Origin of the sequence: Nocardia panacis, assembly GCF_003598715.1 — a bacterium.
Taxonomy (GTDB): Bacteria; Actinomycetota; Actinomycetes; order Mycobacteriales; family Mycobacteriaceae; genus Nocardia; species Nocardia panacis.
On the sequence record NZ_QZFU01000010.1, the window covers coordinates 98,627 to 115,351 of the forward strand.

Sequence of the window (16,725 nt, forward strand, 5' to 3'; positions counted from 1 at the left end):
TCAGTCGGTGTGCGCGAACGCGATGGTGGGCAGATCCACCGCCGCCGCGCCGGAGTCGGCGACGACCACCGAGCCGGTCATCGCCGCGGCGTCATCGGACAGTAGGAAGGCGATCACCGAGGCGATCTCATCGGGTTCGGCCGGACGACCCAGCGGGGTGTCGGTGGTGACCAGGTCGTAGGCCTGCTCCCTGGTGAGACCGCGGGTGGCGGCGAGGGCGTCCATCTGCTCGTCGGCCATGGCGGTGCGCACCCAGCCGGGACACAGCGCGTTGACCCGCACGCCCTGCCGTCCGTAGTCGCGGGCAAGGGATTTGGTGAGCCCGATGAGCGCGTGCTTGGCGGTGACATAGCCCGCCACCGCCGGACCGGAGAACAAACCCGCCAGCGAGGACACCACCACCACCGAGCCGCCGCCCTCGCACAGCCGGGGCAGCGCCTCGCGCACCGTGACGAAAGCGCTGGTGAGGTTGATGTCCAGACTCTGCGCCCATGCGGCGTCATCGGTGTCGGCGACAGTGCCCAGACCGTGGCCGCCCGCATTGGCCACCACCATGTCCACTCGACCGAACCGATCGACGGCCGCGCCGATCATGCGCCGCACGTCCGCGGCCTGGGTGGCGTCGCCCGCGACCACCGCCGCGGCGTCACCGAGCGCCTCGGCCACCGCCGTCAGCGGTTCGGCGCGGCGACCGCACAGCACCACCCCCGCGCCCTCGCCGACCAGCCGCCGCGCCGCAGCCGCGCCGATGCCGGTGCCGCCGCCGGTGATCAGCGCAACCCGGCCCGCGAGCCGTTTGGTCATATCCACACCGGACCTCACTTCCCTTCCCGCACCTACTTGTCGCGCCGACCGTATGCGCGGGCGCGCGCGGGGTTAAGGGCCTGCGGGCGGGCGGTGTCCGCTCGGACAAGGACTGTGCACGCACGGACAAGTGCTCGCGCGCCACCGTGCAGGAAGCTGATCGCACACCTCGGACGAACAGGATTCACCGTGACGGCCAATGACACCGAAAGGGCCGAATCGGCCGCGCCGACGCCGAACGCGGCCGCATCGACCGGCATCCCCCCGACACTGCTGCGACTCTTCCAGGCCGAATCCACCAGCGCGCTGCTCGCCACCGTCGCACTGGTCGCACTGATCGGCGTATTGCGCCCGGAGTTCTTCAACGCCGGGCAGATTCGCGATGTGCTGCAGAGTTCGGTCTATGTGGCGCTGCTCGCCGCGGGCATGTCGTTCCTGCTGTCGATGCGCGAGATAGATCTGTCGGTCGGCGCGAATTTCGGTCTGTCGCTGATCACTTCGGCGGTGCTGATGCGCCACGGGGTCAATCCGTGGTTGGCGGCGGTGGTGGGTGTGCTCTTCGGCGCCCTGCTCGGACTGGTGAACGCGCTCGTGGTGCAGGTGATCGCGATTCCGGCGATCGTGGCGACATTGGCCACCATGCAGGTGTATCGCGGCTTGTCGCTGGCGATGAGCAATGGTCAGCAGGTGAATGGATTGCCGCTGCGCAGTTCGTTCTTCACCGTCATGGGCGAGCACGTCCTCGGCTTGCCGGTGAGCGTATGGGTGCTGATCGCGGTCACCATCGTGCTCACCGCGGTATTGCGGTTGACGCCGTTCGGTTTTCGGGTGCGTTCCATCGGATCCAATCCGGAGGCGGCTACTTTCTCCGGTATCTCGCAATCGTGGACCCGGTTGAAGGTGATGGTGCTCGTCGGCGCGCTGTGCGGATTGGCCGGTGTGCTCGGTCTGGCCTTCTTCACCTCCGGTGATCCCAATGTGGGCAGCGGATTCGAACTCCAGGCCATCGCGGCGGCGGTCATCGGCGGTACGCCATTGCGCGGCGGCAGCGCCACCGTGGTGGGCGCGGTGTGCGGTGCGGTGCTGTTGAGCGTGGTGTCGAGCGGGCTGGTGTACTTCGACATCCCGGTCAACTGGAGTTCATTCGCCAGCGGTGTGGTGGTGCTGATCGCGGTCTCCATCGACAGTCTGCTGCGCAGCAGAAGACGCTCGCGCAAGAACCAATTCGGGCTCTAGGCGTAGTTCCGCCTTCGCTCCAGCTATGCGCAGGTCTGAGGACTGCTGCGCCGACAGCGTCCAGTTAGGCAGATCCATGAATGTGCTCGAGGTCCGCGAGGTCGGCAAGACCTACGGCGGTGTTGTCGCGCTGCACGACGCCGAATTGACGGTGCGCGCCGGATCGGTGCACGCGCTGCTCGGTGAGAACGGCGCGGGCAAATCCACACTCATCAAGGTGATTTCGGGTGCGGTGGCCCCCGATCGCGGCACGGTGTCACTGTCCGGGCGCGCGGTGTCGTTCGCCTCCACCGCGCGCGCGGCCGCCTCCGGTGTCGCGGTTGTCTCCCAGGAGCTCAACCTCTTTCCCGATCTGGACGTGCTGTCGAACCTGTATCCGATGCGCGAGCCCAAGCGCGGACCGTTCCGCGACAAACGGGCCATGATCGCCGCTGCCGAACCCGTCTTCGCCGAACTGGGGCTCGATGTCGAATTGGACCGGCCCCTGGGCACTTTGACCCTCGCGCAGCGGCAACTGGTGGAGATCGCCAAGGCGCTGCTCACCCGGCCTCGGGTGCTGATCCTGGACGAACCGACCTCGGCGCTGGACGAGGCGAGCACGGCCCGACTGCTCGAAATCCTGCGCGCGCTGCGGGAACGACAGGTCGCGGTGGTGTTCGTCTCGCACATCCTCGAAGAGGTGATGGCGCTGTGCGACGAGATCACCGTGCTGCGCGACGGACGCACGGTGCTGTCCGGGATCGCACGCGATGAACTGGATATCGAGCGGGTGGTGGCGGCGATGCTCGGGGACAAACCCGAACTCCCCGACCATGCCGCACCGGAGCGGTCCCGCGCCGATGAGGGGCGCGGGACCCTCGAGTTGCGCGGTGTGACGGTGCCCGGCCTGCTGCACGACATCGACCTCACCGCGGCCCCCGGCGAGGTGGTCGGCCTCGCCGGGCTCGCGGGCTCCGGTCACACCGCCATCCTCGAAGTCGTCGCGGGACTGCGCAAAACCAGCGGCGGTCGGGTCGACCTGCCCGATGGTCGCCCGGTGCCGCACGGCTTGCGCGCCGCCATCGCGGCGGGTGTGGCACTGGTCTCCGGCGACCGCAGGCGACTCGGTTTGCTGCTCGACAAACCGGTCTGGGAGAACATGGCCCAGGTCCGCACGGTCGCGTTGGGCCGCGACGGCCTGTTCATCCGGCCGCGCCGCCTGCGCGCCGCCGCTCGGAAACTCCTGTCCACCTTGCATATTCACGCCGACAGCGTCGACACCGCCTGCGGCCTGCTCTCCGGCGGCAATCAACAGAAGGTCGTCCTGGCCAAATGGCTCGCCGCCGAACCCACCGTCCTGCTGCTCGACGACCCCACCCGCGGCGTGGACGTCGGCGGCAAATCCGAGATCCACGCCCTGTTGCGCTCCGTCGCGACCGATTCGATAGTCCTGCTGTGCTCCACCGACCTCGACGAACTCGCGGCCGTCTGCGACCGCGTCCTCGTTCTCTACCGCGGCGCGGTCTGCGCGACCCTGACCGGCTCCCGAATCAACCAGCACGACCTACTGCACGCCATGAACACCGGTGCGGCGTAGGTGGGTTTCTCGTCGATATTGCACATTGGGGCGCTATTCGACCGGTGTTCGAGTGCGCGCGGGCATTGCCGCGATTCTGGATGTGGCTTGCGAATAATCGGCAGTGACAATTGTCATGACGACGTCGCGTGCCGTGGAGAATCGCGAGGTGGAGTGAATTCCGGTGCGCATTCCGGCGGCGTGGAAAGCGGTGGCATCTACTTGGAATTCAACGTGGCATCCGCAATGCCGCACGCGAGGAGGAAAGGCGTACCCACCCGCTCATGCCGAAAGGGGTTTGGAGAGGTCGTCTTCGGCGACGACCTGGTAAACGGTGTTCAAGGTGGGGGCGCCGACCATATCCTTGATGCGGTCGAAGCGGCGAGCTTCGACGGGGGCCAACTTCTCCAGCCAGACCGGAATATCTGCCGGGGCGGCGTCGCGGATGATGGCGATGGTCATGAGCTCGCGGGGGTCTTCGATATTGAAAGCACTGATGACCTGAGTGCGGGGGTCGTCGGGGAAGACCTCGTCCGGGAGCCACGCCTTGCGGAAGGTGGCGTAGTCGACATCGTCGTCGAGGCGGCGGGACATGGCGGTGATCAGCATGGCTTCTACCTTCACTTCACGATTTCTTGCACTGCAAGAAAGACGGTAGAGCAGGTTTTCTTGCAGTGCAAGTAAAACCTCGGGCAGGATCGGGGCATGGCAGATCGCAGAGCACGGCCCCGCCCAGGGTTGAGTCGCGAGAAGATCCTCGATGCGGCGATCGAATTCGTTGACGCGCAAGGCCTGTCAGCGCTGTCGACTCGCAGGCTGGGGGCCGCGATGGGGGTGGACGGGATGAGCCTGTACCACTACCTGCCGAGCAAAGCGGCGCTGCTGGACGGCATGGTGGAGCGGCTGCTCGAGCGCTCGCTCAGCGCGATCGTGCCCCCCGCAGGCACACCGTGGCCCGAGGCCGTGACGACCATCGCGCACGCCCTGCGCGCCACGCTGGTGCGACATCCGGCCATGCTCGCCATCCTGGCCACCCGGCCGGTGAACTCGTTCGCAGCGTTCCAGATCCTGGAATCCGGGCTGGCCGTAATGTGCGGTCAGGGCGTGCCGCTGGCGCGAGCGATGGATGTGCTCAATGCCGTCGCCACGTTCGTCATCGGGCACACTTTGGCCGAAGTGGGGACCACGCCCGGTCACGAGTCGGCGCAGGCAGAGCCGGTAGCGGCGGATGCCAAAGCACATCCGTTGCTGGCCGAATCCCTCGCGACCGGAGCCGGAACGGACTTCGACTCCCGATTCGCACAAACCGTCGAGTTCATTGTGCAGGGGTATGCGCGGGCAGACTGAGCGCGAATCTTTTCGAAAGAAACGGCTAAATTACCAGCACTGGAGATGTCCGATGACAAGGCGGGCGGTACGATCACCCATGCCGAGCAAGATGGCGAAAGTTGGTGGCGTATGCCCGAACTCGGAATTCCGCGGCGACTGCCGCACGGCGCGTCGCCGCATCCGCATGAGGAAGACGTGCATTTGAGCGTGACGGTGGCGGGCATGAAATTCCACTATGCCGCGTGTATCAGCGCCGCATTGACATTCGTACAGGAGCAGGGCGCACACCACTACACGGTGGCCGTCGAGGTGGTGCGGGGCGACACCAGAGGGTTGCCCCGCCTGCCGAATGAGCGATTATTCCTGGAGCCGTGACTACTCGGCCGAAAATACCTCGCGCCCTTGGAAATAGGTTCGCAGCACGCGGGTCCGGTGAATGTCGGTCACCGCGATGTCGAATAAATTACGGTTCAGCACAATGAAATCCGCAGATTTTCCGGGTTCGATACTGCCCGCGAGCCTGCCCAGTCCCATGGCCTGCGCGGAGTCGCGAGTGAACGCGAGCAGCGCCTCGGGCAGCGTCAGCGCCTGTGCGCCATTGAGCGTGCGACCATCGCCGCCGCCCGGCCCCTGCCGGGTGATCATGGTTTCCAACCCGATCCACGGATCGGGCAGCGGGAACGCGCACGGCCAATCGGATCCGGCGGCGACGGGGGTGCCGCCGGTGAGCAGATCCCGCAGCGGCCAAGCCGTGTCCTGATAGCCCGCGGGCAGCGTTTTGGCGTTGCTGTCCTGGATGATTCCCGGATACCAGATGAAGGGCGAGGCGTCGGCCACCACGTCGAGGGCCGCGAAGCGCGGAGTGTCGGCGGCCGCGATGTGCTCGGTGTGCGCGAGGTGGAAGCGCGGTCCGCCGCCGTGACGGCTGCGCATGACGGCGATGGCGTCGAGCGCGATGCGCGCGGCGGCGTCGCCGGTGGCATGGATCTTCGCCCCGCGCCCTGCCGCCACCACGGTCTCCAGCGTGTCGACGAGTTCATCGAGGGTGTAAAGGATTTCGCCGCAGTAGTGCGAATCGGCGCAGCCGGGGTACGGCGTGAGCAGCGCCGAGGTTCTGGTCATCGGAACGCCGTCCAGCACCACTTTGACGAAGTCCGGATGCACCAGCGGCGAGCGGTACTGCTCGGACAGCGCGATCAATTCCGCTCCGGTGACACCGGATTCGAGGAATTCCCGCATCGGGGTGGAGGCGACCACCCGCAGGGTCAACTCGTCCGCCCCTTCGAGCCGGGCCAGCGCCCGCAACAGCGGCGCCATGGTGGCCGCCTCCTGCACCGTGGTGATGCCGGATCGATTGCAGATCTCGGCGGCGGTGCGCAGCGAAACCCGGTCGCGCGCCGCAGGATCGGCGATACTCGCGACAAACACCGTCTCGGCCAGCCGCGACGCCTGTTCGCGCAGCACGCCGGTATGTCTGCCCGCCGCGTCGCGCACGAAGCTGCCGCCCTCCGGATCCGGTGTCCGCGGTTCGACTCCCATGGCGGCCAACGTCGCCGAGTTGACCCAGCGGTTGTGCTGGGTGTCGTCGCGCAGCAGCACCGGATGTCCCTGTGCTGCCGCGTCCAGGTCGGCCAGTGCCGCCGCGGTGGCCACCGCATCCATCACCGCGCTGCCGACTATGCCGCCGACCACCCACTCCCCCGGCGCCAGCTCGGCGGCCCGCGCGGCCACCTTGGCGCAGATCTCGGCCGGGGAATCCGTTGGCGCGATGGGCAATTCCCACGCCTGCTGGGCGCCGCCGAAGCCGAGGTGGATATGGATATCGCACAGGCCGGGCAGGATCATCCGCCCACCGGCGTCGATGATCTCGGTGTCGGGTCCGGTGCGCACCGCGGCGTCCACGGCCTGGAATCGACCGTCCACCACCGCGAATCCGTCGGCCCATTCCCGGTGCGGATCGCAGGTGTAGACGGCGGCATTGCGAACAACGAGTTGAGCGACAGACATGACCTGCTACTTCCGGGACGGAGATGATGTGGTTGCGGTAGCACAAGCCGTGCGGATCCCAGCGGGAACCGCACGGCTTGTTATTCAGTTCGCTTCGCCCAGGGGCCGCAGGTACTTGCCCTGATCGCCCATTTGCTGGGCGGTCACCTTGGCGAACCACTGCTTGCGCGACTGCTCGTCCTGCTGGCGGGCGGTGATCTCATCGATATTGTCGGAGTTGATGATCAGACCGCCGGGATTCCACCAGCCCTCGGTGAGCGGTTTCCCGGAGCGGGCGTGCTCGGCCAGCAGGCGCATGGCGATATAGCCCTTGAGCCAGTGCTCGGGTGAGGCGAGGGCCACGGCGTACCCTTCCTTCACCGCGACCAGTGCCTGTGCGTCCGGATCGCACGAGGCGACAAGGAATTTGCGGCCGCCGTTCTTCTGGATCAGCGCCAGCGAGACCGCGTCCGACGCACCGGCGCCCAGGTAGGCCACCGCATTCGGATGCGCCTTGACGATGTTGTTCCACTTGTTGAAGTTGTCCACCGGTTCGGATCCGGAATCGAACGGGCCGAGCACGGTGAGCGTCGGACGCTGCTCCTGCAATACCTGCTTCATACCGTCGAGCCGCTGCGCGAGCAGCGTCAGACCCGGAATCGCGTCGCCCAGCACCACTTCTCCGGTGGCGCCCGCCGGAATATGCTTGAGCATCTCGGTGGCCAAGGTGCGACCGAGATCGGTATTGCTGTTGCCCACATACAGATTGACGCCCGCATCTGCGGGTGCCATCGTATCTACCGCCGCCACAGGAACTTTCGCATCGCGGGCTTGCTGCAGCGGCCGGACGAACAGATCCGGGGTCAGGGTCTCCATGGCGATGCCGTCACGTGCGGTGCGAATGGCCGCCTGGAACTGCGAGACCTCGGCCGGCCCGTTGATCGCGGGCGGGGCGTTCTCGACCAGGTCGATCCCGCCCACGTCCTCGGCGGCGGCCTTCGCGCCGAATGCCATCTCCTGGAACGGATTCTGCGAGGTGGTGGAGTAGATGAAGGCCATATGTAGTTTGCCTCCGCCACCGCCCGACGAGGAACACCCCACCACCAGCAGCACACTGAACGCCATCACTGCCCAAGACAGCGGCCTCATCGAACGAATCATCTGCACCTTCCTCGCGACGATCGTTTATCGGCGGATCCGTCTGACCAGCATCCGGCAGGCGCGCGCGAACGCCTTGTCTGTGCGTGCACAGTCCTTGTTCAGGTGGACACGCTCGACCTACTGGCGCAGGGACTCGCGAGCGGCGGTAAACCCGTCCGCGCCCACCACCACATCGATCTCGTGCGGTTCGGCCCGTTCCAGCAGTTGTTGCGGTCGACCGTCGAGGTCGAGCACGGTGCTCGCCTCGCGATACCAGGATTCGACCACCGCGTGGCCCCAGAAGTCGCGGCGGCGCTCGTCGCGCACATCCCAGCGCAGCGTGGGGTTGTCCGGGTCGCCGGTGTAGTAGTCGGTGGTGTAGATCTCGACCCGGTGGCCGTCGGGGTCGCGCAGGTAGACATAGAAGGCGTTGGACACCCCGTGGCGGCCCGGTCCGCGCTCGATATGGGCCTGATTCCCGAGCGAGCCCAGCACATCGCACAGGTGCAGCACATTGCGCGCCTCCGGTGTGAAGAAGGCGATGTGGTGCAGCCGCGGCCCGGCGCCACCGGTCAGGGCGATATCGTGCACGGTGGATTTGCGGGCCAGCCATGCCGCATAGAGGGTGCTCTCGTCCTCGATGGTCTCCGAACAGCGGAAGCCGAGGTCGGAGTAGAAGCGGTGCCCCGCGGCGATATCCGGGGTCATCACATTGAAGTGATCGAGGCGGGCCGGTTCCACGCCGTGGTAGAGGTCGTAGCGCTGGGTCAGCCTGGGCACATGGGTGACATCGTGGAACAGCTCCATCGGGAAGCCGAGCGGGTCGAGCACCCGCACCGCCTCGCCGATACCCAGAGTGGTTCCGGCCGGGACACGTCGGGTCGGCAAGCCGAGCGCACCGAAGTACGCCTCGGCCGCGTCCAGATCCGCCGGGGTCCGCACGCGATAGGACAACCGAGCCAGGGCGGGTTGTTCGCCCCGACGCAGCACCAGGCTGTGGTGGGTGTATTCCTCCATGCCGCGCAGGTAGAGCGCGTCGTCGTCGGCAGCGGTGACGACGAGTCCGAGTGTCTCGGTGTAGAACCACCTGGATCGTTCGAGGTCGGTGACGACGAGTTCCGCGCTCGCGGCGCGCAGGATATCGGGTGGGGTCGGCATCTGCGACAACTCCTAGGACGTGCGGGTGACACCGAAGCGCGGCGGCGCCGGATCACCGAGGGTGAGGTGAATTATCTGTGGTTCGGTGAAGAAGTCGATACTGCGCGCGCCGCCCTCGCGGCCGAGGCCGCTGGCCTTGACGCCGCCGAACGGGGTCCGCAGATCGCGGATATTGTGCGAATTGACCCAAACCATGCCTGCTTCGATGGATTCGGCCACCCGATGGCCCCGGCGCAGATCGTTGGTCCAGACGTAGCCCGCGAGTCCGTAGCGCACGGCATTGGCCAGTTCGATCGCCTCGTCGTCGGTATCGAACGGGGTCAGTGCCACCACGGGGCCGAAGATCTCCTCCTGGAAGATGCGCATCTCGGCGGTGACATCGGCGAATACCGTTGGCTGCAAATAGTTTCCGGTGTTCAAGTGGGCCGGGCGCACACCGCCCGCGACGAGTCGCGCGCCCTCGGCCTTACCGATGGCCACGTAATCCATGACCCGCGCGTAGTGCTCGGGATGTACCAGCGCGCCGACCTCGGTGCCGGGATCGCCGGGCGGTCCGACCACGATGCGCTCGGCCCGCTCGGCGAAACGGCGCACGAACTCGTCGTAGATCGGCCGTTGCACCAGCACCCGCGAACCCGCCGTGCACCGCTCGCCATTGAGCGAGAAGACCCCGAAAATCGCTGAGTCCAAGGCTTTTTCGACATCAGCGTCGGCGAAGATCAGGACCGGCGACTTGCCGCCCAGTTCCATCGACAGACCCTTGAGCGCGCCCGCGGCCGACCGCATGATGGTCTGCCCGGTGGTGGTCTCGCCGGTGAACGAGATGAGCGGGACCCCCGGATGATCCACCAGCGCCTGACCCGCGCGCTCACCGATGCCGTTGACCATGTTGAAGACCCCGGCGGGCAATCCGGCGGCGGCGAAGATCTCCGGCCACAGGCTCGCGGACAGCGGAGTGAACTCGGCCGGTTTGAGCACCACCGAACAGCCGGAGGCCAAGGCGGGGGCCAACTTCCAACTCTCCAGCATGAACGGCGTATTCCACGGCGTGATCAGTCCGGCGACACCGACCGGCTTGCGGACCACATAGTTGGTTTGCACACCGGGGACCCGGTACGCCTCCTCGTGCAGGCTCACGATGACATCGGCGAAGTAGCGGAAGTTCTCGGCCGCGCGACGGGCCTGACCGCGCGCCTGGGTGATGGGCAGACCCGTGTCGAAGGATTCCAGTTCGGCCAGGCGCTCGTCATCGGCCTCGATGCCGTCGGCGATGCGCACCAGCACCCTGGCGCGCTCGCGGGCGGGCATCGAGGCCCACGGCCCGTCGCAAAATGCCGTGCGGGCGGCGGTGACCGCGAGGTCGATATCCTCCGGTCCGCCTGCCGCGGCGGTGGCGTAGGCGGCATTGCCGACCGGATCGCTCACCTCGAAGGTCGCGCCGTCGACGCTGTCGCGATACGCGCCACCGATGTAGTGACGCAGGCCGGTGGGCAGATCGCGCGGCACGGCGGTGGCCCGCGCGCCCGACGTGGCGGTCATCGGGCCGCCGCCAGTAGCTGTTCACCCTCGGCGAGCAGCCGCTCGATGCGCGCAATGGCAGGCTCGGTCGGCGTGATCAGCGGTGGGCGCACATGCGGCGAGGTCAGCCGACCGCGCTGGTGCAGCACCCATTTCGCGGGCGCCGGATTGGTCTCGACGAACAGCAGATCCACCAGCGGGTGCAGCGCGAAATGCAGGCGGCGGGCGGCTTCGTGCTCGCCTTCGGTCCACAGCTCGTACATGCGCGCCACCGCTGCGGGCGCGATATTCGCTGCGGCACTGACGAATCCGCTGCCGCCGAGCGCCAGCAGTGGCAGGCACAGCAATTCGATGCCCGACCAGACCAGCAAGTCGCGGCCCGCCGCCGCCAGCACGCGGGAGAAGTGCTCGAAATCCTTGGTGGTCTCCTTGATCCCGACCAGATTCGGGAAATCACGCCGCAGCCGGGCCACGGTCTGCGGGTCGATATCCACGGCGGTGCGCGAGGGCACGTTGTAGATGACCAGCGGCAGGTCCGGGAATTCCCGTGCCACGGTGGCGTACCAGGTGTAGAGCGCCTCCTGGGTGGGCCTCGCGTAGTACGGGGTGATGATCAGCGCCGCGTCCGCGCCGAGATCCTGTGCGGCGGCCGTCATTTCGAGCGTCTCGTCCAGTTTGGCCGATCCGGTGCCGGGCAGGAACGGCACCCGGTCACCGATCTCCGCGGCGGCGGCGGTCATGGCTGAGATTCGCTCGGCCACGCTCTGCGCGCCGGGCTCGCCGGTCGAACCGCCGAGCGAGATACCGTGCGAACCGGATTCGAGCTGCCAGCGGATCAGACCGCGCAGGCTGTCGAGATCCACTGCGCCGTCCTCGTGGAATGGTGTGACGACCGGGGCGATAGATCCGGTGATCTTCGCCGGGTCGCTGCGGAATCGCATGGCGACTTGCCTCCTGTGGAAGTGACGCTCCGTGGGCCGCGGAGCTAGTTGGTGGTGGATTCATCTGCGGCGCACCAGATTCGGTAGCGCTCACGCCAATCCGGTCCGAGGGGATACAGACCGACGATGGAAGCCCCCGACGCCACCTGTTCGGCGATGAAACGTTCCTGACGCTCCTGTTCCACCGACGCCTCGGCCACCTCCCCGGCCAGCGCGGGTGGCACGACGATCACCCCGTCGTCATCGCCGACCAGGATGTCGCCGGGACGCACGACCGTGCCGCCGCAGGCGATCACGGTGTCGGTCTCCCAGGGGATGTGCAGGCGGCCGAGCACCGAGGGGTGCGCGGCGGCGGCATAGGTGGGGATATCGAGCGCGGCGACGGCGGCACTGTCGCGGACCGCGCCGTCGGTGACAATGCCTGCCGCACCGCGCATTTGGGCGCGCAGTGCCAGAATGTCACCGATGGTGCCCGCGCCGTGTTCGCCGCGCGCCTCCATCACCAGCACCTCACCCGGTGCGACGGATTCCACCGAACGCTTCTGCGCGTTCATCGGGCCGACGGGCACCAGATCCTCGCGCAGCGGCAGGTAGCGCAGGGTTTTCGCGATACCGAGCAGGCGCAGACCCGGCTTGGTCGGGCGCACGCCGTCGATACTCATATTGGGCAGACCGCGATTGCGCAACTGCGCGCTGAGCGTCGCGGTGCCGACACTGTTCAGCTGTGCGGCGAGTTCCGGATCGAGGCCGGGTGTTCGCCCGTAGGCGTCGGCGCGGGCGGTGGCATCCACTTTCGGTGGTGCGCCGAAGGCGGCGAGCGGATATTCGCCCGCGACAACGGGATTGCGCAACCGCCCCGTACTGCGGACGCCATCGTCGACCTGGACCTCGACCACATCGCCCGGTACCACCACGCTCGCACCCGCCGGTGTGCCGGTGAGGATGATGTCGCCGGGTTCGAGGGTGCTCGTGCGGGACAGATCCGCGACCAGCAGGCCGAGGTCGAACAGCAGGTTCTCGGTCGAATCGTCCTGGACCAGTTCACCATTGACCCAGGTGCGCAGCCGAAGGGCGCGCGGGTCCAGTTCGGTGGCGTCCAGCAGGACCGGGCCGACGGGGGTGAATCCGTCCCCGCCCTTGGAACGCAGATTCGAACCTCGATCCGCGTAGCGCAGGTCGTGCAGGCCCGCGTCGTTGGCCGCGGTCACCCACTGAACCCGCGACCAGCCCTGTTCCGGTTCGATATCGCGGGTGCGCTCCCCTATCACCAAGGCGATCTCGCCCTCGAAGGCGAGCAGTTCGCAGCCGGGGGGTCGTACCAGCGCCGCACCGTCCGCACTCAGGGACGAGGACGGCTTCAAGAAATAGGAGGGGTGGTCGGGCGCCCGGCCGCGCTGGACGGCGCGGCTGCGGTAGTTCAGGTGGACCGCAACGATTTTGCCGGGCCGAAGATGCAACGGATTCGTTGTCACGAGTCCCCACCTATCTCATTTTCATAGGATCTCAGGTACAAAATCATATATGATCGTTCCTGTCGAACACTAGTTGTTCAGAGCCAGACGTTTCAAGATCACCAGTTAGTTCCGCACCAGTGCCGCAGCTTTCGAGGAGGGGCACATGTCGACGGCGACCCGGCCGCAACCCACCGATACGGACCGATTCGAGGACTTCCGCGAACGGGTATCCAACACCTTCGTCCCGCTCCAGGTGGAGCGCATCGTGCTGCCCTTCGGCAGCCGCCCGGACCGCCCGTTCACCGGCGGCCTGCGCAGTATCGAACTCGGGACCATGCAGGTCACCGAGGTCAGCGCCACCGCGCACCTGGTGCGCCGCACGCCTCGGCTCATCGCGCGCTCGGATCCGGAGTACTACAAGCTCGGCGTGCAGTTGGGCGGGCGCTGCCTGCTCACCCAGGCCGGTCGCGAAACCTGCTTGACCGAAGGTGATTTCACCATCTACGACACCAGCAGGCCCTACTCCATGGCCTTCGACGGCCCCTATCGACAACTGGTGGTGATGTTTCCCAGGCGACTGCTGTGCCTGCCCGAGGACAGGGTGCGGGCCGTCACCGCCCGGCGCGTCGCGGGCGACACCGGATTCGGGGCCATGCTCTCGCTGCTGCTGCGCGGACTCGCCGACCGGCTGCCCGAATTCGACCGCCCCGCCGACACCCGCCTGGCCGACAACATCATCGACCTGGTCACCACCGTGTACGCCGACCAGCTCGGCGAGCACGGACGCACCGCCGAGCGGCGGCCGATCATGGCCACGGTGCTGGCGCATATCGAACGCCACCTCGATGACGCGGACCTGACCCCGGCGCGCATCGCCGCTTCCCACTACATCTCGACCCGCTACCTGCACAAACTCTTCCACGAGGAGTCCACCACGGTGGCGGGCTGGATCCGCGAGCGCAGGCTCGAGCACTGTCGCCGCGATCTGCGCGACCCGCTGCGCCGCGACCGCTCCATCGGCGCCATCGCCGCGCGCTGGGGCTTCGCCGACCCGGCCCACTTCAGCCGGGTCTTCCGCGCCGCCTACGGCCGCAGCCCGCACGAGTATCGGTCCGCCGAGAATATCGGCGCGGCAACGCAATTGCCCGCGTGAGGTCAGGGCCTATCCGGGGAAACGGGCATGCTCGGTCGCCAGGGTTACCCAGCGGGTATTGGAGAAAGCTTCGATACCCCAGTGCCCACCGAAGCGGCCGTATCCCGACGCGCCGAAACCGCCGAAGGGGACCTGTGGTTCATCGGCCACCGACTGATCGTTGATATGCGCGATCCCGGTCCTGATCCGGCGCGCCACCCGCAGGCCGTGGGTGCCGTTCTCGGTGAGAATGCCGACGGTCAGGCCGTTTTCGGTGTCATTGGCCTTGGCGATGGCCTCCTCGTCGGAAGCGAAGGAGTCCAGCACGCACACCGGGCCGAAGGCTTCGCCGTAGTGGATCCGCGCCGACTTCGGCACACCGGAAAGTACGGTGGCCGGGTAGTGCGCGCCGCGCGGCCTGCCGCCGCCCGCCAGCAGGGTCGCGCCGTGCGCCAGCGCGTCGTCGACCAGATCCGCGACCCGACGGGCCGCGGCCGGACTCACCAGCGGCCCGATGACAGTCTCCGGATCGTCCGGATCGCCGACCGGTAGTCCCGCGACCACGCCGGCGAAGGTTCGGGTGAACTCCGCGATGCGGCTGTCGTGCACCAGGATTCGATCCGCCGACATGCAGATCTGGCCGCTGTTGGCGAACGCGCCGAATACGGCGGCATTGACCGCGTAGTCCACATCCGCGTCCCCCAAGACAATCAGGGCGTTCTTCCCGCCCAACTCCAGCACCGCCGGTTTGAGGTGTTCGGCGGCGAGGCGGCCGATGATCCGGCCCACGGCCGTCGAACCGGTGAAGTTCACCGCGCGCACACGGGAATCGCCGATCAGCGTCTCGGCGATCGCCGCGGCATCCTCGGGATCGTTGGTCAGCACATTCAGCACGCCCGCGGGGAGTCCGGCCGCGCGCAACACCTCGGCCAGCAGCAGTCCCGACGACTGCGGCGCGGCCTCACTCGCCTTGAGCACCACGGTATTTCCCGCCGCCAGCGGCGCGGCCACCGCGCGGGTGGACAGGATGACCGGCGCGTTCCACGGCGCGAAGGCCGCGACCACACCCATCGGCGCGCGCAGCGCCATGCCGAGCACACCATCGCGCCCGGCAGCCAGCACCTCCCCGGTCGGCGCGGTGACCGCAGCGGCCGCCTCGCGCAGGATGCCCGCCGCCAGGTGCGCATTGAAGTCGGCCCACGCCCGCAGCGCACCGGTCTCGGCGGCCATGATGTCGGCGATCTGCTCGCGGCGCTGCTCGAGCAGCGCGGCGGCCTCGGTGAAAATGGCGCGGCGCACCAGCGGCCCGGATTCGGACCAGGCCGCGAACTCTCGATCGGCAGCGGTGACCGCGGCGTCGACATCCTCCGGACCGGCGGCGGCGACAATGGCATACCTGGCGCCCGTCCTCGGCGTATGCACATCGGTGGTCCGCCCGGAGCGGGCGGGTACCTGCCTACCGCCGATCAGCAGATCCAGGAATACGGTCATCACTACCTCCGCACGCACCGCACTTCTCCTGCGCCCGAGCATGATTCGGGCGCGACCGACGCCGCAGGCGCAATTCCATTCAATGGTCGGGATTCTCGACCGTGACCCGGTGCCGCGGTGGGCGCACGGGCGCACCCAAGGCCCGCGAGATACCGCGCGCCGCCGCGACGAGGGCGGGGACCGCGCCGCGCGCGCGTTCGGTGCGCGGCAGGATGACCGAGAGCGCCGCGACCACTTGACCACCCGCCGCCCGCAGCGGCGCGGCGGCCACCGTGGAAAGCTCATCGATATACCCCTCGCAGAGGGCGTACCCCTCGCGGCGGATCCCGCCGAGCAGCACCCGCAGCGCGGCCGGATCGGTGACCGTCCGCGCGGTGAAGACCCGCAGCGGCCCGGCCAGCACCTGCTCCTGGAGGTGAATCGGACCGTGGGCCAACAGCACCAACCCCGGCGACGAGGCGTGCAGCGGGAACCGGCCGCCGAAGTGACTCTTGTTGCGCACCGCGCCGGGCGCCGAAAGCTGCTCTATGTAGAGGACTTCGCGATGCTGAAGCACGCTCAACTGCACATGGTGACCCACCACCGCGTGCAGGTCCTCCATATACGGCATGGCCGCCTCGCGCAGCCCGAGGGTCGGCGAGGCGCGCACCGCCAGCTCCCACATGCGCACCCCGACCCGGACCCGGCGACCGCTGTCGCGGCGCAACCAACCGTGTTCCACCAGCTCCGATACCAGCCGGGAGGTGGTGGCGGGCGGCAGATCGGCCCGGCGGGCCAGTTCCGACACCGTGATGGCGGTGGTCTCCGGATCGAATGCCTCGAAGATGCGCACCACCCGGCACAGCACCGATTCGCCACTGGTGGATCTGGCCATGGGTATCACCTCCGCGCCGGGTGCGGAATTTCATTGAATGGAAGACCGGTGGTCGACATGGTAGCCCCGAGGTCATGCTCGAGGTGCCGCAGCGACAGCGAGCCGGC

The 16,725-nt window shown here is 67.6% G+C and carries 15 protein-coding genes; 5 read left to right on the plus strand and 10 right to left on the minus strand.

All coding sequences use genetic code 11. The features are described from left to right. Positions 1 to 804, minus strand: a complete 804-nt coding sequence (locus D5S18_RS02395) for an SDR family NAD(P)-dependent oxidoreductase (RefSeq protein ID WP_120037927.1) — start codon at positions 802 to 804, stop codon at positions 1 to 3. A gap of 189 nt (positions 805 to 993) precedes the next feature. On the opposite strand from D5S18_RS02395, the gene D5S18_RS02400 reads away from it, so the two are divergent. Both D5S18_RS02400 and D5S18_RS02405 read left to right on the plus strand, forming a co-directional pair. After that, on the plus strand, positions 994 to 2,040 hold the full coding sequence (locus tag D5S18_RS02400) for an ABC transporter permease (RefSeq protein ID WP_120037511.1): 1,047 nt from the start codon (positions 994 to 996) through the stop codon (positions 2,038 to 2,040). A gap of 76 nt (positions 2,041 to 2,116) precedes the next feature. Then, complete coding sequence (locus D5S18_RS02405) at positions 2,117 to 3,616, plus strand: sugar ABC transporter ATP-binding protein (RefSeq protein WP_120037512.1); 1,500 nt, start codon at positions 2,117 to 2,119, stop codon at positions 3,614 to 3,616. 261 nt (positions 3,617 to 3,877) lie between these two features. On the opposite strand, the gene D5S18_RS02410 is transcribed toward D5S18_RS02405, so the two are convergent. Further along, positions 3,878 to 4,219, minus strand: a complete 342-nt coding sequence (locus D5S18_RS02410) for a hypothetical protein (RefSeq protein ID WP_147403823.1) — start codon at positions 4,217 to 4,219, stop codon at positions 3,878 to 3,880. 81 nt (positions 4,220 to 4,300) lie between these two features. On the opposite strand from D5S18_RS02410, the gene D5S18_RS02415 reads away from it, so the two are divergent. Together D5S18_RS02415 and D5S18_RS02420 are read left to right on the plus strand one after the other, a co-directional pair. Continuing rightward, positions 4,301 to 4,942 (plus strand): TetR/AcrR family transcriptional regulator C-terminal domain-containing protein, encoded by a 642-nt coding sequence (locus tag D5S18_RS02415; RefSeq protein WP_120037516.1) that lies wholly within the window; start codon positions 4,301 to 4,303, stop codon positions 4,940 to 4,942. A gap of 45 nt (positions 4,943 to 4,987) precedes the next feature. Beyond that, positions 4,988 to 5,299: a hypothetical protein gene (locus tag D5S18_RS02420; protein ID WP_120037518.1), complete on the plus strand. Its 312-nt coding sequence runs from the start codon at positions 4,988 to 4,990 to the stop codon at positions 5,297 to 5,299. Here the strand turns inward: D5S18_RS02420 and D5S18_RS02425 are convergent, their stop codons facing one another. From D5S18_RS02425 to D5S18_RS02455, 6 genes are all read right to left on the minus strand, one after another. Continuing rightward, complete coding sequence (locus D5S18_RS02425) at positions 5,300 to 6,931, minus strand: amidohydrolase (RefSeq protein WP_120037520.1); 1,632 nt, start codon at positions 6,929 to 6,931, stop codon at positions 5,300 to 5,302. Between the two features lie 84 nt (positions 6,932 to 7,015). Beyond that, positions 7,016 to 8,059, minus strand: coding sequence for a sugar ABC transporter substrate-binding protein (locus tag D5S18_RS02430; RefSeq protein ID WP_239003482.1), 1,044 nt, complete (start codon positions 8,057 to 8,059; stop codon positions 7,016 to 7,018). A 129-nt stretch (positions 8,060 to 8,188) separates the two neighbouring features. Then, on the minus strand, positions 8,189 to 9,208 hold the full coding sequence (gene hpaD, locus D5S18_RS02440) for a 3,4-dihydroxyphenylacetate 2,3-dioxygenase (RefSeq protein ID WP_120037524.1): 1,020 nt from the start codon (positions 9,206 to 9,208) through the stop codon (positions 8,189 to 8,191). 12 nt (positions 9,209 to 9,220) lie between these two features. Continuing rightward, positions 9,221 to 10,747 carry a 5-carboxymethyl-2-hydroxymuconate semialdehyde dehydrogenase gene (gene hpaE / locus D5S18_RS02445; protein ID WP_120037526.1) on the minus strand — a complete coding sequence of 509 codons (1,527 nt, stop codon included), beginning with the start codon at positions 10,745 to 10,747 and terminating at the stop codon, positions 9,221 to 9,223. Continuing rightward, entirely contained in the window at positions 10,744 to 11,667 is a 924-nt protein-coding gene (gene dapA / locus D5S18_RS02450) for a 4-hydroxy-tetrahydrodipicolinate synthase (protein WP_120037528.1), read from the minus strand. The genes hpaE and dapA overlap by 4 nt, the downstream gene beginning before the upstream one ends. Positions 11,668 to 11,711: 44 nt before the next feature. Beyond that, positions 11,712 to 13,139: a fumarylacetoacetate hydrolase family protein gene (locus D5S18_RS02455; RefSeq protein WP_203236546.1), complete on the minus strand. Its 1,428-nt coding sequence runs from the start codon at positions 13,137 to 13,139 to the stop codon at positions 11,712 to 11,714. Between the two features lie 145 nt (positions 13,140 to 13,284). Here D5S18_RS02455 and D5S18_RS02460 point away from each other — a divergent pair, with 145 nt between their 5' ends. After that, positions 13,285 to 14,274 carry an AraC-like ligand-binding domain-containing protein gene (locus D5S18_RS02460; protein WP_120037532.1) on the plus strand — a complete coding sequence of 330 codons (990 nt, stop codon included), beginning with the start codon at positions 13,285 to 13,287 and terminating at the stop codon, positions 14,272 to 14,274. Positions 14,275 to 14,283: 9 nt separating this feature from the next. Here D5S18_RS02460 and D5S18_RS02465 read toward each other — a convergent pair whose 3' ends face one another. After that, on the minus strand, positions 14,284 to 15,762 hold the full coding sequence (locus D5S18_RS02465) for an aldehyde dehydrogenase family protein (protein ID WP_239003483.1): 1,479 nt from the start codon (positions 15,760 to 15,762) through the stop codon (positions 14,284 to 14,286). A 61-nt stretch (positions 15,763 to 15,823) separates the two neighbouring features. Then, positions 15,824 to 16,618, minus strand: coding sequence for an IclR family transcriptional regulator (locus D5S18_RS02470; protein WP_120037536.1), 795 nt, complete (start codon positions 16,616 to 16,618; stop codon positions 15,824 to 15,826). Positions 16,619 to 16,725 lie beyond the last annotated feature (107 nt).

Excerpts from the sequence above, each read along its gene's own strand:
- D5S18_RS02395 (WP_120037927.1), bottom strand. The coding sequence starts at position 804 with ATGACCAAACGGCTCGCGGGCCGGGTTGCGCTGATCACCGGCGGCGGC.
- D5S18_RS02405 (WP_120037512.1), top strand. The coding sequence starts at position 2,117 with ATGAATGTGCTCGAGGTCCGCGAGGTCGGCAAGACCTACGGCGGTGTT.
- D5S18_RS02415 (WP_120037516.1), top strand. The coding sequence starts at position 4,301 with ATGGCAGATCGCAGAGCACGGCCCCGCCCAGGGTTGAGTCGCGAGAAG.
- D5S18_RS02420 (WP_120037518.1), top strand. The coding sequence starts at position 4,988 with ATGTCCGATGACAAGGCGGGCGGTACGATCACCCATGCCGAGCAAGAT.
- D5S18_RS02425 (WP_120037520.1), bottom strand. The coding sequence starts at position 6,931 with ATGTCTGTCGCTCAACTCGTTGTTCGCAATGCCGCCGTCTACACCTGC.
- D5S18_RS02430 (WP_239003482.1), bottom strand. The coding sequence starts at position 8,059 with ATGAGGCCGCTGTCTTGGGCAGTGATGGCGTTCAGTGTGCTGCTGGTG.
- hpaD (WP_120037524.1), bottom strand. The coding sequence starts at position 9,208 with ATGCCGACCCCACCCGATATCCTGCGCGCCGCGAGCGCGGAACTCGTC.
- hpaE (WP_120037526.1), bottom strand. The coding sequence starts at position 10,747 with ATGACCGCCACGTCGGGCGCGCGGGCCACCGCCGTGCCGCGCGATCTG.
- dapA (WP_120037528.1), bottom strand. The coding sequence starts at position 11,667 with ATGCGATTCCGCAGCGACCCGGCGAAGATCACCGGATCTATCGCCCCG.
- D5S18_RS02460 (WP_120037532.1), top strand. The coding sequence starts at position 13,285 with ATGTCGACGGCGACCCGGCCGCAACCCACCGATACGGACCGATTCGAG.
- D5S18_RS02470 (WP_120037536.1), bottom strand. The coding sequence starts at position 16,618 with ATGGCCAGATCCACCAGTGGCGAATCGGTGCTGTGCCGGGTGGTGCGC.